This is a genomic window from Vibrio sp. J2-3(2022) (assembly GCF_021725735.1).
Taxonomy (GTDB): domain Bacteria; phylum Pseudomonadota; class Gammaproteobacteria; order Enterobacterales; family Vibrionaceae; genus Vibrio; species Vibrio diabolicus.
Genome location: NZ_JAKKCK010000005.1, coordinates 72,066 through 87,661 on the forward strand (window position 1 = coordinate 72,066; position 15,596 = coordinate 87,661).

14 protein-coding genes are annotated in these 15,596 nt (G+C 45.5%); 13 read left to right on the forward strand and 1 reads right to left on the reverse strand.

Annotated elements, in window-relative coordinates:
• Positions 1–359 precede the first annotated feature (359 nt).
• From ftsB to rpoS, 8 genes are all read left to right on the forward strand, one after another.
• Positions 360–641, forward strand: coding sequence for a cell division protein FtsB (gene ftsB / locus L3V27_RS17580; protein ID WP_005380907.1), 282 nt, complete (start codon positions 360–362; stop codon positions 639–641).
• Position 642: 1 nt separating this feature from the next.
• A complete protein-coding gene (gene ispD / locus L3V27_RS17585; RefSeq protein WP_065646112.1) occupies positions 643–1,347 on the forward strand; it encodes a 2-C-methyl-D-erythritol 4-phosphate cytidylyltransferase in 705 nt (234 codons plus the stop codon).
• Positions 1,348–1,364: 17 nt separating this feature from the next.
• Positions 1,365–1,841: a 2-C-methyl-D-erythritol 2,4-cyclodiphosphate synthase gene (ispF, locus tag L3V27_RS17590; RefSeq protein WP_005393886.1), complete on the forward strand. Its 477-nt coding sequence runs from the start codon at positions 1,365–1,367 to the stop codon at positions 1,839–1,841.
• Positions 1,842–1,887: 46 nt separating this feature from the next.
• Positions 1,888–2,931: a tRNA pseudouridine(13) synthase TruD gene (gene truD / locus L3V27_RS17595; RefSeq protein ID WP_237312415.1), complete on the forward strand. Its 1,044-nt coding sequence runs from the start codon at positions 1,888–1,890 to the stop codon at positions 2,929–2,931.
• On the forward strand, positions 2,931–3,707 hold the full coding sequence (gene surE / locus L3V27_RS17600; protein ID WP_237312417.1) for a 5'/3'-nucleotidase SurE: 777 nt from the start codon (positions 2,931–2,933) through the stop codon (positions 3,705–3,707). Before truD ends, surE begins: the two co-directional genes overlap by 1 nt.
• On the forward strand, positions 3,707–4,333 hold the full coding sequence (locus L3V27_RS17605) for a protein-L-isoaspartate(D-aspartate) O-methyltransferase (protein ID WP_046875091.1): 627 nt from the start codon (positions 3,707–3,709) through the stop codon (positions 4,331–4,333). The genes surE and L3V27_RS17605 overlap by 1 nt, the downstream gene beginning before the upstream one ends.
• A gap of 13 nt (positions 4,334–4,346) precedes the next feature.
• Positions 4,347–5,270 (forward strand): peptidoglycan DD-metalloendopeptidase family protein, encoded by a 924-nt coding sequence (locus tag L3V27_RS17610; RefSeq protein ID WP_006743295.1) that lies wholly within the window; start codon positions 4,347–4,349, stop codon positions 5,268–5,270.
• An 80-nt stretch (positions 5,271–5,350) separates the two neighbouring features.
• Complete coding sequence (gene rpoS, locus L3V27_RS17615; RefSeq protein WP_005393877.1) at positions 5,351–6,337, forward strand: RNA polymerase sigma factor RpoS; 987 nt, start codon at positions 5,351–5,353, stop codon at positions 6,335–6,337.
• Between the two features lie 83 nt (positions 6,338–6,420).
• Here the strand turns inward: rpoS and mutS are convergent, their stop codons facing one another.
• A complete protein-coding gene (mutS, locus tag L3V27_RS17620) occupies positions 6,421–8,982 on the reverse strand; it encodes a DNA mismatch repair protein MutS (protein WP_006743294.1) in 2,562 nt (853 codons plus the stop codon).
• An 84-nt stretch (positions 8,983–9,066) separates the two neighbouring features.
• Between mutS and pncC the strand changes: the two genes are divergently transcribed.
• From pncC to L3V27_RS17645, 5 genes are all read left to right on the forward strand, one after another.
• Positions 9,067–9,549 carry a nicotinamide-nucleotide amidase gene (pncC, locus tag L3V27_RS17625; RefSeq protein WP_104974807.1) on the forward strand — a complete coding sequence of 161 codons (483 nt, stop codon included), beginning with the start codon at positions 9,067–9,069 and terminating at the stop codon, positions 9,547–9,549.
• A gap of 200 nt (positions 9,550–9,749) precedes the next feature.
• Positions 9,750–10,793 (forward strand): recombinase RecA, encoded by a 1,044-nt coding sequence (gene recA, locus L3V27_RS17630; protein WP_005393872.1) that lies wholly within the window; start codon positions 9,750–9,752, stop codon positions 10,791–10,793.
• A gap of 128 nt (positions 10,794–10,921) precedes the next feature.
• Entirely contained in the window at positions 10,922–11,389 is a 468-nt protein-coding gene (gene recX / locus L3V27_RS17635) for a recombination regulator RecX (protein ID WP_005393871.1), read from the forward strand.
• Positions 11,390–11,531: 142 nt separating this feature from the next.
• Positions 11,532–14,114, forward strand: a complete 2,583-nt coding sequence (gene alaS / locus L3V27_RS17640; RefSeq protein ID WP_109169448.1) for an alanine--tRNA ligase — start codon at positions 11,532–11,534, stop codon at positions 14,112–14,114.
• 220 nt (positions 14,115–14,334) lie between these two features.
• Complete coding sequence (locus L3V27_RS17645; protein ID WP_005393869.1) at positions 14,335–15,522, forward strand: aspartate kinase; 1,188 nt, start codon at positions 14,335–14,337, stop codon at positions 15,520–15,522.
• The last annotated feature ends 74 nt before the right edge of the window (positions 15,523–15,596 follow it).

Sequence of the window (15,596 nt, forward strand, 5' to 3'; positions counted from 1 at the left end):
CCTAAAGAAAGCAACCCATTTATCTGCATCGAGGAAGCTCTAGATGAGCACGCTCCTCCATGTTTCAAAGAAGCGGTCTTAAAGAAGTTCAAGCTTAGTTCTTCATTGGATTAACCGCTTAGATTGAAGCTTTGAAAATCCCCTGATTTTGCGGGGTGTTTTTTGTATCTATAGGCTTGTATTTCTTGGTCTTACTTTGGTGAGTGCTAAGAATCGCTTCATATGTCTTTGTTTCATTTTGCTGCCTATTTCTTGTAAGGAGCGTGTGAGTCTCCCTTTCTCCCCTAGAGGCAACCTCGCATTTATGCTATATATGTCACCTTATCTAATTCCTTCCGGTACAGAATGTTAGCAGCGATATGCGAATCTTTGTTATAGCCCTTACGCTACTGTTTGGCTTGCTTCAATACACTCTATGGTTTGGTAAAAACGGAGTGTCTGACTACTACACAGTAAAAGATGAAATTGAAGTTCAGCAACAAGTGAACAGCAAGCTACAAGCTCGCAATAATGAAATGTTTGCTGAGATTGATGACTTAAGGCAAGGTCTTGATGCGATTGAAGAACGTGCGCGTCATGAGCTTGGTTTAGTTAAAGATGGCGAGACTTTCTACCGCATTATAGGTGAGGAAAATCATTAAAATGTTGGATGTGAACTCATCGCATGTCGCAATTGTTCCTGCTGCCGGTGTCGGTAGTCGAATGAAGGCTGACCGCCCTAAGCAATATTTATTGATCGACGGAAAAGCGGTGCTGGAACACACTGTAGAAAAGTTGCTGTCGCACCCACGAATTTCGAAAGTGGTTGTCGCCATTACCGAAGGTGACCCTTATTTCCCTGAGTTAACCATCGCGAACCATCCCGATGTAATTCAAGTCGCGGGTGGCAAAGAGCGCGCTGATTCCGTACTTTCAGGGCTAAACTATGTCAATGAACATCTGGAAAGCGAGTGGGTATTGGTCCACGACGCTGCAAGGCCATGTGTATTAACATCCGACATTGACCGTTTGATTGATGTTTGCTGCGCTCACCCAACGGGTGGCATCCTCGCATCTCCAGTGAGAGACACAATGAAGCGAGCAAATGCAGCACAAGATATCGGTCATACGGTAGAGAGAGAAGCATTGTGGCATGCATTAACTCCACAAATGTTTAAAACTCAACAACTGACTCGAGCACTGGCTGACGCATTAGAACAAGGCGTAGCCATCACGGATGAAGCATCGGCTTTAGAGTGGTTGGGCGAAACGCCTGCTTTAGTCCAGGGTAATGCGAATAACATAAAAATTACTCAGCCAGAAGATCTCGCGTTAGCCGAGTTTTATCTGAGCCGTGAGCGCGGCTAAAAAAGAAAGGATAAAAAATGATTCGAATTGGTCACGGTTTTGACGTGCATAAATTTGGTGGTGAAGGCCCGGTCATTATCGGTGGTGTTGCTATCCCTTACGAGCAGGGCTTAGTAGCCCACTCAGATGGTGATGTTGCTCTTCATGCTTTGACTGATGCGCTACTCGGCGCGATTGCTGCGGGTGATATTGGTCGTCACTTCCCGGATACCGACGATAAATGGAAAGGGGCTAATAGCCGCGAATTGTTGAAAGACGTTTATCGTCGTGTCAAAGAGCAAGGCTACCGCCTTGGTAATGCCGATGTCACCATCATGGCACAAGCACCTAAGATGGCACCTCATATTGACGCGATGTGTGCGGCGATTGCGGAAGACCTAGAAACCGATATTAGTAACATTAACGTAAAAGCGACGACGACAGAGCGTCTCGGTTTTACTGGACGCAAAGAAGGCATTGCAACGGAAGCCGTGGTGCTTCTGTTCAAGCAATAATTAACCAACTTGCTCCTTAATGCTGTGTAAACAGCGGAAAAACATCATGTCAGATATTTTATCTTCATTGGCTTATCTAACGGGTAAGCCTGTTGCATCGGCAAAAATCAAAGCGCAACCAGAACATTTTCAGGTTCGTGAGGATTTAGGTTTTGCCTTTACGGGCGAAGGCGAGCACCTAATGGTGCGTATTCGAAAAACTGGAGAAAATACCAGTTTTGTTGCGAATGAGTTGGCGAAAGCTTGTGGCGTAAAGTCGAAAGACGTTAGCTGGGCAGGCCTTAAAGACCGCCATGCGGTGACGGAACAGTGGTTGAGTGTCCATTTACCGAAAGGGGAAACGCCGGACTTCTCGGCATTCCTAGCTCAATATCCGAGTATTGAGATCTTAGCGACTGATCGACACAACAAAAAACTGCGTCCTGGAGACTTAATAGGGAACGAGTTTGTTGTCACTTTGTCTGAAGTGACTGACGTTGAAGATGTAGAGCAACGCCTTGAAAAAGTGAAACAAGTTGGTGTGCCAAACTACTTTGGTAGTCAGCGTTTTGGCAATGATGGCAACAACCTTGAAGAAGCACGTCGATGGGGACGCGAAAACGTTCGTACCCGTAATCAAAATAAGCGCAGCATGTATTTATCAGCGGCGCGTTCGTGGATCTTCAACCGTATCGTTTCTGCTCGTCTAGAAAATGGTGTGTTTGATAAATTCATCGATGGTGATATTGCACAGACAAGTTCTGGCACTCAGTTGGTTGATGCAAGCAATATCGCAGATCTACAAGCACAATTTGCTGCAGGCGAAGTGACAATTACCGCGGCTCTAGCAGGTGATAATGCGCTTCCAACTCAAGCGGATGCGCTTACTTTAGAACAACCGTTCTTAGATGAAGAGCCTGATCTCATGGCGATGATTCGTGGTAATCGCATGCGCCACGACCGTCGCGATATTGCTCTGAAGCCAAAAGATTTAGCTTGGACGGTTGAAGGTAACAACATTACGCTGACTTTCTCACTGGATGCGGGATCTTTTGCAACCTCTATCGTTCGTGAGTTAGTTAATGAGGTTGAAGTAGAAAGAGAATACTAATGGAACAGGATTCACTAAACGCGAAGCCCCTAAGAGTCTTAATCAGCAACGACGATGGCGTACATGCGCAAGGGATTCATGCACTTGCTGATGAGTTGCGAGATATCGCTGAAGTGACCATTGTTGCACCCGATCGAAACCGTTCAGGTGCTTCGAACTCACTGACACTAGAGCAACCATTACGCATAACTGAAATTGCCCCAAATATCTATTCAGTGCAAGGAACGCCTACAGATTGTGTACATTTCGCACTGAATGAGCTGATGAAAGATGATTTGCCCGATCTTGTTTTATCAGGCATCAACCATGGTGCAAATTTGGGTGATGACGTTCTTTACTCAGGAACGGTAGCTGCAGCAATGGAAGGGCATTTCCTTGGTGTTCAGTCGGTTGCTTTTTCGCTGGTGGGTAAGCGTCATTTCGAATCTGCCGCAAAAATTGCACGTCAAATTGTGCAACAGCATTTAGCGTCTCCGATTCCAACGAATCGGTTATTGAACGTAAACGTGCCTGACTTACCAGCAGAAAACCTGGGCGAAATCGAAGTCACGCGTTTAGGTGCGCGTCATCACGCAGAGAATATGATTAAGCAGAAAGATCCGCGAGGTCATGATATTTATTGGCTAGGGCCTCCAGGAAAAGAGCAAGATGCGGGGGAGGGCACCGACTTTTATGCGATTGAACATGGTCGAGTTTCAATGACGCCTCTGCAAGTTGATCTCACTGCTCATGAGTCGCTGCGTGCAATGGATAGTTGGTTAAAGGAAGAGAAGTAATGAGTAACCCACATGCTGACAGGTTGATAGCGTTTCTTATCTCCAGTGGCATCAAAGACCAAAGAGTTCTGGATGCTATCCAACGCTTACCACGAGAAAGCTTTGTCTCTCAAGCGATGATGCACCAAGCCTACGATAACAATGCGTTACCGATTGGTCAGGGACAAACTATTTCTCAACCTTATATTGTTGCTCGTATGACCGAGTTACTCGAACTAGAGCCAACGAGTCACGTACTGGAAATCGGAACGGGTTCCGGTTATCAAACCGCAGTACTGGCGCAAATTGTTGACCATGTATACTCCGTTGAGCGAATTAAATCGTTGCAATGGGAAGCAAAACGCCGTCTGAAACAATTGGATATCTACAATGTTTCAACCAAGCATGCTGATGGGTGGCAAGGCTGGGAAGCTCGTGGTCCTTTCGATGCCATCATTGTTACCGCAGCCGCAGAAGTGATCCCCCAAGCACTTCTCGCACAATTAAAAGATGGCGGTAAGATGGTGATTCCTGTTGGAGATAAGGAGCAACAGTTACTAAAAATTGAACGTAAGGGAGATGAATATCTCTCTACTGTTGTGGAAATGGTTCGATTTGTACCTCTGGTTGCGGGTGATTTAGCTTAAGGGTTAGGGATAGGTGAGTAAGTTATTACGTCATATTGGTATTAGCTTTGTGTTTGCTGCAGGACTAGTTGGTTGTGCAGCGCATTCTCCTGCACCTGTCTCTAGCTTAAAGAAAGACTATTCAAGCCTTGAAAGAGGAAGTTACAGAGGGAGTTATTATGAGGTAAAAAAAGGCGATACACTTTACTTCATAGCTTATGTCACAGATAAAGATGTAAATGATCTTGTCCGTTACAATGAGTTAACTCAGCCTTACACCATCTACCCTGGACAGAGGCTAAAACTTTGGGCTCCGAAATATGTCGCCCCTAAATATGGCCAAAAAGTTGAACCCGTTGTGGTTCCTGTTGTTACGACGCCACCAGCCCCAGTGACGAAAACATCAACAGCCTCTAAACCGAAAACTTCAAGTAAAAACTCTAGTCAAAAACCTACAGAGACTAAGCCTAAAGTCGTACAAAAACAGCCTCCAAAGAAGGTTGAACAATCGAAAACAAAGGAGTATGTTGGTTCAAAAGATAACCAAAAAGTGAAGCAAAAAGCGCCAGTTACCACGGCGAAGAGTGATAAAGTTTCTAAGTGGTTGTGGCCAACAAAAGGGAGAGTAATCAAGAACTTTTCGGCGGGAGAACAGGGAAATAAAGGTATCGACATCGCAGGACAGCGTGGTCAACCTATCGTTTCAACCGCAGCCGGCACCGTTGTTTATTCAGGCAATGCGCTACGAGGTTATGGCAACTTAATTATAGTAAAGCATAACGACAATTATTTAAGCGCCTATGCACATAATGACAAACTGCTGGTATCAGAAGGACAAAGTGTAAAAAGCGGACAGAAAATCGCCACCATGGGTAGTTCAGGTGCAAAATCAGTCAAGCTACACTTTGAAATTCGCTATCAAGGTAAATCGGTGAATCCAAAACGCTATTTGCCTTAAAACTTTGAAAAACAACTTGCGACATCATTTAGCGACATATTGAGTTGTCATGTCTTGCTAACTCGCCAGGGGGAGGCGTTATGAGTATCAGCAACACAGTAACCAAAGTTGAAGAGTTTGCATTTGACAATGCGTCAGTGAAGACCATTGATAACGAACTCGAAAAATCATCATCCACAGAAAGCAAAACGGCTGCGCGTGAAGAATTTGACGCGAGCAGTAAAAGCTTAGACGCAACTCAGTTGTATCTAGGTGAAATTGGCTTCTCACCTCTACTTACTGCCGAAGAAGAAGTGCTTTATGCTCGACGAGCCCTGCGTGGCGACGAAGCAGCACGTAAACGTATGATCGAAAGTAACCTACGTTTGGTGGTCAAGATCTCTCGTCGATACAGTAATCGAGGCCTAGCACTACTCGATCTGATTGAAGAAGGTAACCTTGGTTTGATCCGTGCGGTCGAGAAGTTCGATCCAGAGCGTGGTTTCCGCTTCTCTACTTATGCGACCTGGTGGATCCGACAAACGATCGAACGTGCGTTGATGAACCAAACTCGTACGATCCGTCTACCTATTCATGTAGTGAAAGAGCTGAACATTTATCTGCGTACTGCGCGTGAACTTTCTCAGAAGCTCGATCACGAACCTACCGCAGAAGAAATTGCTGCTCAGTTAGATATTCCAGTCGAAGATGTAAGCAAAATGCTACGTCTCAATGAGCGTATCAGTTCTGTCGACACACCAATCGGTGGTGACGGTGAAAAAGCGCTGTTGGATATTATTCCCGACGCAAACAACTCCGATCCAGAAGTCTCGACTCAAGATGACGATATCAAATCATCGCTGATTCATTGGTTAGAAGAGTTGAATCCAAAACAGAAAGAAGTACTTGCACGACGTTTTGGTCTTCTAGGCTATGAGCCTTCGACGCTTGAAGAAGTTGGTCGAGAGATTGGTTTGACACGTGAGCGTGTACGTCAAATCCAAGTAGAAGGTTTACGTCGTCTTCGTGAGGTTTTAATCAAGCAAGGTTTGAATATGGAAAACTTATTTAACGTCGAAGATGATTAAATAATCCGTACTTCAGTAGATATGCAAAAGGCTATGGTTATCCATAGCCTTTTTTTCTTTTGTGCTCGCTTAAGTGAATCGATTTAAAGCATCTTCTTCAAACGATACAACTCTTCAAGTGCTTGGCGTGGAGTCAAATCATCAGGATCAATACCAGATAAGGCTTGTTCGATCTCGCTAGGTTCTGGAATTAGACTCAATTGGTTAGCCACATCTACTGCACTTGGACGTGGTGCGTCACTGTTTTGCCCTAGTTGCTCTAGCTGAGATAGCTTGTTACGCGCATTTTTGATAACCGTTTTTGGTACACCTGCTAAGCCCGCAACAGCTAGGCCGTAAGACTTACTTGCCGCACCTTCTTGAACTGCGTGCATAAAGGCAATGCTGTCACCATGCTCTACGGCATCCAAGTGAACGTTCGCTAAGTTTGGCAGTTGGTTTGGCAACTCTGTCAATTCGAAGTAGTGAGTTGCAAATAGTGTCATCGCACCAATTTGTGTTGCGAGCCATTCCGCACTTGCCCAAGCTAAAGAGAGGCCATCGTAAGTACTGGTACCGCGACCGATTTCATCCATTAGCACTAAACTGTTTTTAGTCGCATTGTGCAGAATATTAGCGGTTTCCGTCATTTCTACCATGAAGGTTGAACGACCAGATGCAAGATCATCTGACGCACCAATACGAGTAAATATACGATCTAAAGAACCAATTTGTGCAGATTCTGCAGGTACATAAGAGCCGATATGTGCCATCAATGCAATCAGCGCAGTTTGACGCATGTAGGTGGATTTACCACCCATGTTTGGACCGGTGATGATCAACATCTTACGAGCTGGGTTAAGCTCTATTGGGTTAGCAATGAACGGTTCTGTTGTTACTTGCTCTACGACTGGGTGACGACCCGCTTGAATGTGAATGCCAGCGTCTTTCACAAGCGTTGGTCGGCAGTAATCCAACGAATCTGCACGCTCTGCTAAGTTTTGTAGTACATCCAGTTGAGACAGAGCAGAAGCTAAATTCTGCAGCTTCTCCAAGTTTGGCATCAATAGATCAAACAGTTCTTCCCACAGCTGCTTTTCAAGTGCCAGCGCTTTCGATTTCGAATTAAGTACTTTGTCTTCGTGCTCTTTGAGCTCTGGGATGATATAGCGTTCGGCATTTTTTAGTGTTTGGCGACGTACATAGTGCGGTGGAACCAAATGGCTCTGGCCACGGCTCACTTGAATAAAGAAGCCATGTACGTTGTTGTAGCCGACTTTAAGCGTATCGATGCCGTGTCGTTCACGCTCATCTCGCTCAAGCTGCTCAAGGTATTCTGTTGCACCGTCTGCTAATTTGCGCCATTCATCGAGCTCGGCATTATAGCCTTCAGCGATCACACCACCATCACGAATAACAACTGGCGGATTTTCTTTAATTGCACGCTCTAACAGATCACATACTTCGTCAATCGGAGCTGCGTATTGCGCCAGTTTTGCTAGATATGGATGGGTCAAAGAAGCGGTTACAGATTCTAGCTCTGGTAGCTGCTGCATGGCATTGCGAAGTCTAGCCATATCGCGAGGGCGAGCAGAGCGCAGTGCAAGGCGTGCTAAGATACGTTCAATATCACCAATTTGTTTTAACGTTGGTTGAAGATCGGCAAACAGCGCTTGTTCTTTAATCTCACCAATCGCATCAAGACGATTGTTTAACGTTTCAATGCAACGCATAGGCTGATGTAACCAACGCTTCAGCATTCGGCTGCCCATCGGCGTCGCACAATGGTCGAGTACCGCAGCGAGTGTGTTATCGGTTCCACCTGCTAGATTTTGAGTAATTTCCAGGTTGCGTCGGGTAGCGGCATCAAGGATGACGGATTGGTCCTGATGATCAAACGTTAAAGAGCGAATATGAGGCAAAGCAGTGCGTTGCGTATCTTTCACATACTGGATCAAACAACCAGCAGCACATAACCCTAAGGACGCATGTTCTACGCCAAAACCAACCAGATCTTTAGTACCAAACTGTTGATTGAGTTGTTGCTTAGCCGTATCAAGCTCAAACTCCCATACTGGACGACGACGGTTACCGTTGCGGCTTGCCATTAAATGTACAGGTTCAAAGTCTTCTGGGAATAGTAGCTCACGTGGTGCGGTACGCTGAAGCTCGGCTGTCATCGCTTCTTCGGTTTCTGGTTCTGTCAGTTGGAAGCGACCAGAAGTGACATCCAGCGTAGCATAACCGAACTTACCGTTGTGATGGTAAATGGCTGCGATTAAGTTATCGACACGCTCAGAAAGCAGTGCTTCATCCGTCACAGTACCTGGTGTCACGATACGCACAACTTTACGTTCTACCGGACCTTTGCTGGTGGCTGGATCGCCAATTTGTTCGCAGATTGCGACTGATTCACCAAGCTGAACAAGTTTTGCTAGATAGCCTTCTACTGCGTGAAATGGCACTCCCGCCATAGGAATAGGCTCTCCAGCTGACGAACCGCGCTTAGTTAGCGAAATATCAAGCAGTTGGGACGCTCGCTTTGCATCATCGTAAAAGAGTTCGTAGAAATCGCCCATGCGGTAGAACAGCAAAATCTCAGGGTTCTCAGCTTTTAGCTTGAGGTATTGCTGCATCATCGGAGTGTGTTTTTGTTCAGCTTTCACAGGTAAGTTCTTTTGTTTATTTCCGTAGCGGCTTAGGATACGTGAATCCCTATCAAGTAAAAAGAGACAAAGGGCATTTTGGCTATGGAAAAAACAACAAAATTGAGCGCAGATTTAGGCGCATTATTGGCAAAGTATGGTCATGTTTTAACGACGGCAGAATCGTGCACGGGTGGCGGTGTTGCGACCGCTATTACTGATATTGCAGGCAGCTCAGGTTGGTTAGATAGAGCTTTTGTCACTTACAGCAACGAAGCCAAAATGGAAATGCTGGGTGTGAGAGTGGAAACCTTAGAGGAACATGGTGCCGTGAGTGAGCCTGTTGTGCTTGAAATGGTGCAAGGTGCGCTTCAACACTCGAATGCCACTATTGGGGTTTCCATCAGTGGTGTTGCTGGACCGGGGGGAGGCACTGATGAAAAGCCGGTTGGAACCGTCTGCTTTGCTTTTGCGGATAAGCACGATTGGCTCTTTGTTGAGACCATGCATTTTTCTGGTGACAGGGCGGAAGTTCGTCAACAAGCGGTGATGCATGCATTGACTCGATTGCATCAACATTTAATTTAGAATTTCTTACACCGTCTTAGCCCAGAATTGATAAGGGCTAGAGCAAATCCTTAGAAGCAGTGAACTAAATTTTTTCTATACAGGTATAGACACTGTATGAATCAACAGTATAATAACTTTCATTGCTGAGCAGGTTAGCTGCTTAAGAAAAATGAATTACTATTCGTCGCCCAAAGAAGATGAATAAATCGGAGAAAGTAATGGACGAGAACAAACAGAAAGCGCTCGCCGCTGCGCTAGGTCAAATTGAAAAGCAATTCGGTAAAGGCTCTATCATGCGCCTTGGTGATAACCGAGCAATGGACGTAGAAACCATCTCAACAGGCTCTCTTTCTCTTGATATCGCTTTGGGTGCAGGTGGTCTGCCAATGGGTCGTATCGTAGAAGTCTACGGTCCAGAATCTTCAGGTAAAACAACACTAACGCTTGAGCTTATCGCTGCTGCGCAACGTGAAGGTAAAACTTGTGCGTTTATCGATGCAGAGCACGCTCTGGATCCTGTCTACGCGAAGAAACTTGGTGTTGATATCGATGCGCTCTTGGTTTCTCAGCCAGACACTGGTGAGCAAGCACTAGAGATTTGTGATGCACTAGCTCGCTCTGGCGCTATCGACGTAATGGTTGTTGACTCAGTTGCGGCGCTAACACCAAAAGCAGAAATTGAAGGCGAAATGGGCGACAGCCACATGGGTCTTCAAGCACGTATGCTTTCTCAAGCGATGCGTAAGCTAACAGGTAACCTAAAACAGTCTAACTGTATGTGTATCTTCATCAACCAAATCCGTATGAAGATTGGTGTGATGTTCGGTAACCCAGAAACGACCACGGGTGGTAACGCACTTAAATTCTACGCTTCTGTTCGTCTTGATATTCGTCGTACTGGCGCAATCAAAGAAGGTGACGAAGTCGTTGGTAACGAAACTCGCATCAAAGTGGTTAAGAACAAGATTGCTGCACCGTTTAAAGAAGCCAATACGCAAATCATGTACGGTCAAGGCTTTAACCGCGAAGGTGAGCTGGTAGATCTAGGTGTGAAGCACAAGCTGGTTGAAAAGGCTGGTGCTTGGTACAGCTACCAAGGCGATAAGATTGGTCAAGGTAAAGCGAACGCGTGCAACTACCTACGTGAGCATCCTGAAGTGGCTAAAACTATCGATACTAAATTGCGTGAAATGTTGTTAGCGCCAGCCCTTGCGGAAGCTCCTGAAGCAGGCGAGGCGCCTGAGCAAGCTGAAGAGTTTTAATCCCTTCACAGATTAAAAAGTGATAAAGCCCTGCAATGCGGGGCTTTGTTGTATCTATTGACATCAAAAATCGAATCATCACAAAGGCCATTGAGAGTCTGTACAGCAAAAATACCTTTAGGATCACCATGTACCAAAAGCGCCAGACACCAACATTATCGAGCAAAGAGGCGGCTATCCAACTGCTTAGCCGTCGCGATCATGGTCAGTATGAGCTGTACCAAAAACTGTCGATGAAAGGCTATGAAGCATCAGACATCGAAATCGCGATTAATTTTTGCTTAGACCATAACTATTTAGATGATTTACGTTATGCGAAGAGCCAAATTCGGCAGCATGTATACAAAGGACATGGAGAGCGTCGAATTCGCCAAGAGTTAAACCAGAAACGTGTTGCGGAATCGGTGATTGAGCAAGCCATGGCTGAAGAACCGCAAGACTGGTTTGAACTTGCTAAGCAGGCGGCAGAAAAGAAATTCAAAGGTGTCAAAGCCAAGGACCAAAAAGAATACGCGAAACAAGTCCGTTTTCTACAATACCGAGGCTACAGTTTCGACCAAATTAGCTATGCGCTTGCCTTTGAAGACCAAGATTAGCGTTGATCTAATTGCGCTGATTTTTGTTTTGCTTCAAATTTTTTCTTCTACTCCCTCTTTTCCTCAAGAAAACTAGTCTCAGCTGTTTGCATGATCTACAATACGGCAAAATTCTAACTCGACTATTTTCAGGAAGAGCTGCATGTACATGAGCACTGACGAGGTTCGTAACGCGTTCCTCAAGTTCTTTGAAAGCAAAGGACACCAAATCGTAGAAAGTTCATCGTTAGTTCCACATAACGACCCAACCCTGCTGTTCACAAACGCAGGTATGAACCAATTTAAAGATTGTTTCTTAGGCTTAGAAAAACGAGCCTATACTCGAGCGACTACGGCTCAACGTTGTGTACGTGCTGGTGGTAAACACAACGACCTGGAAAATGTTGGCTTTACCGCTCGTCACCACACATTCTTTGAAATGCTAGGCAACTTCAGCTTTGGCGACTATTTCAAAGAAGATGCGATTTCATTTGCTTGGGAATTCCTAACCGAAGTACTTAAACTGCCTGCGGATCGTCTATTGGTAACCGTTTACGAAACCGATGACGAAGCATTCGACATCTGGAACAAAAAAGTTGGCGTGCCTGCTGATCGTATCGTGCGCATTGGTGACAAAGAAGGTGGCAAGCCTTACGAGTCTGATAACTTCTGGCAAATGGGCGACACTGGTCCTTGTGGTCCATGTACTGAAATCTTCTACGATCACGGTGAACACATCTGGGGTGGTCGTCCTGGCACGCCTGAAGAAGATGGTGACCGTTTCATCGAGATCTGGAACAACGTATTCATGCAGTTCAACCGTCACGCAGACGGCACTATGGAACCGCTACCAAAACCATCGGTAGATACTGGTATGGGTATCGAGCGTATCTCTGCAATTATGCAAGGCGTTCACTCAAACTACGAAATCGATGTATTCCAAACTCTTATCAAAGCAGCGGCTGAAGTCATTGGTTATGAAGATCTATCGAACCAATCGCTACGCGTTATTGCTGACCACATCCGTTCATGTTCATTCTTGATTGTTGATGGTGTTATGCCTTCAAACGAAGGTCGTGGTTACGTACTACGTCGTATCATTCGTCGTGCCGTACGTCATGGTAACAAGCTAGGTGCACAAGGTGCATTCTTCTATAAGCTTGTTGGCGTATTAGCAGAAGTAATGGGTACAGCAGGCGAAGAGCTGAAGCGTCAACAAGCAGTGGTTGAAAAAGTACTGCGTATCGAAGAAGAAAACTTCGGTCGTACACTTGAGCGCGGTATGGTAATTCTTAACGAAGCATTAGATAACCTAGATGGCAAAGTGCTAGACGGCGAAACGGTATTCAAGCTTTACGATACTTACGGCTTCCCAGCAGACCTCACTAACGACGTTGCACGTGAGCGTGAGTTCGCGATCGACGAAGAGGGTTTCGAAAAAGCGATGGAAGAGCAGCGTCAACGTGCGCGTGAAGCTGGTCAATTCGGTACAGATTATAACGCAGCAATCAAAGTTGATACGCAAACAGAGTTCTGTGGTTACACAGGTACTAAAGGTTCTAGCTCAGTCGCTGCGATGTTTGTTGAAGGCAACGAAGTAGACTCACTATCTGCAGGCGACAAAGCCATCATCGTGCTTGGTGAAACACCATTCTACGCAGAGTCAGGCGGTCAGTGTGGTGACGCTGGTGAAATCCGTACTGAGTCTGGTGTATTCCGCGTTGAAGACACTCAAAAACTCGGTAACGCAATTGCACACCACGGTGTAATGGCAGAAGGCGTTCTAGCGAAAGGCGACGAAGTAGCAACTATCGTTGACGCAGAGCGTCGCGCAGCTATCTCTCTTAACCACTCAGCGACGCACTTGCTACACGCAGCACTACGCCAAGTTCTTGGTGAGCACGTAACGCAGAAAGGCTCATTGGTGAAGGCAGACAACCTACGTTTCGACTTCTCGCATCTAGAAGCCGTAACCGCAGCAGAGTTGAAAGAAGTTGAGCGCCTAGTTAACGCGCAAATCCGTCGTAACCACACGATTGAAACCAACGTGATGGATATTGAGTCTGCTAAGAAGAAAGGCGCAATGGCATTGTTTGGTGAGAAGTACGATGACGAAGTTCGCGTGCTATCTATGGGCGATTTCTCTACTGAGCTTTGTGGTGGTATTCACGCATCAAGCACGGGTGATATTGGTCTATTCAAAATCACATCAGAAAGCGGTATTGCAGCCGGTATTCGTCGTATTGAAGCGGTAACAGGCGAGGCGGCATTAGACGCTATTGAAGCTCAAAACGCGAAGTACGAAGAGAAACTGGCAGAGTCTGCACAGAAAGCAAAAGCACTAGAAAAAGAAGTGCAGAAGCTAAAAGATAAGATGGCAGCCGCAGAAAGCGCTAACATCATGGGCAAAGCGGTTGAAGTAAATGGCACAAAAGTTCTAGTTGCGGCCCTTGAAGGTGCTGATAGCAAGAACCTGCGTACCATGGTTGATGACATCAAGAATCAAATGGGTTCTGGTGTTGTACTGCTTGCAAACGTAACGGGTGACAAGGTTGGCTTGATTGCTGGTGTGACTAAAGATCTCACTGGTAAAGTAAAAGCAGGTGATCTGGTTAAAATGGTTGCAGAGCAAGTCGGTGGTAAGGGCGGTGGTCGTCCAGACATGGCTCAAGCCGGTGGTACTGATGTTTCAGCACTACCAGAGGCAATCAAAACAGTTCAGCCTTGGCTAGAAGAGCGTTTATAAGCTCTTAACTAATAAAATTACGCTCAATCAAGTTTCTTTGATTGAGCGTAATTTTTTTTAGCAACCAAGTGGTTTAATTGACCAAAAGTTAACCGAGTCATTTAAGCTGCTTGGTTTTTGTTGTAACTACTGCTTATATAATTTTTCTCAAAGGAAATATTTAAGAGGTAAGCAGTTCTAAAGATCTAAAGAGACTTCGGTCTTGGGAAGGTGAAGACTGGTGAAAAAGCCCCTTATCGTGCAAAAGTTTGGCGGAACCTCTGTGGGTTCAATTGAAAGAATCCACCAAGTCGCTGAACACATCATTAAGGCGAAAAATGATGGCAATCAAGTTGTTGTTGTCGTGTCTGCAATGTCAGGCGAAACAAACAGACTGATGGATCTCGCTAAACAGATAGATAGCGTACCTACAGCTCGAGAACTTGATGTTTTGCTCTCTGCTGGTGAGCAAGTGTCAATGGCACTGTTAGCCATGACTTTGAATAAAATGGGTCATGCTGCGCGCTCGCTTACCGGAGCACAGGCGAATATTGTGACGGATAATCAACACAATGACGCAACGATTAAACACATTGATACCACGACAATTATGGGATTGCTTGAGCAAGACCAAATCGTGATTGTTGCGGGCTTTCAAGGTGTGAATGAGAATGGGGATATCACCACATTAGGTCGAGGTGGCTCAGATACGAGCGCTGTGGCACTGGCGGGCGCATTGCGTGCTGACGAGTGTCAAATCTTTACCGACGTTGATGGTATTTATACTTGTGACCCACGTGTAGTGAAAAATGCGCGCAAATTGGCGGTTATCGATTTTCCTTCAATGGAAGCGATGGCAAGCCGAGGCGCAAAAGTATTACATTTACCTTCAGTGCAATTTGCATGGAAGAATAATGTGCCACTACGCGTGCTTTCGACATTTGATGTTAATGAAGGCAGTTTGGTAAAGGGGGAGTCAGGCAATCAAGCCGTCTCTGGTATAGCCATTCAACGTGACCTTGCCATTATCGAAGTCGATAAAGAACATTTATCTAGTGCTACAAAACAATGTCAGATGCTGGGTATAGACATTTGGAATGTGATCGAGGAAGCAGAACGGGCAGGTATCATGATAAAACAAGATGCATGTGCCAAGTTCGATCTGGTGTTCAGCGACAAAATCCGTAATAGTGAAGTGGTAAGCCTGTTGACCGCAGTGGGGCTTGAGGCCAATGGAATGGTAGAGCACGCATGCGATTTGTTGGCAAAGCGAGATATTGAGATCAATTTCAGCGCAACGAATGCACTCACTATGATGCTAGTTTTAGCACCCGAATGTGTGGATACAGCAGCAAACATTCTGCATGATGCTTACATTACGTCTAGTGAAGCATTAAACATTCAACAAAAACATGCCTTTTTAGGCTGATTTTCGCTAACAAGGTAGTTTACGAAAATATAACTTTTGTTGGATAATAGCTTTGTAGCAAGAAAATTTAGAGA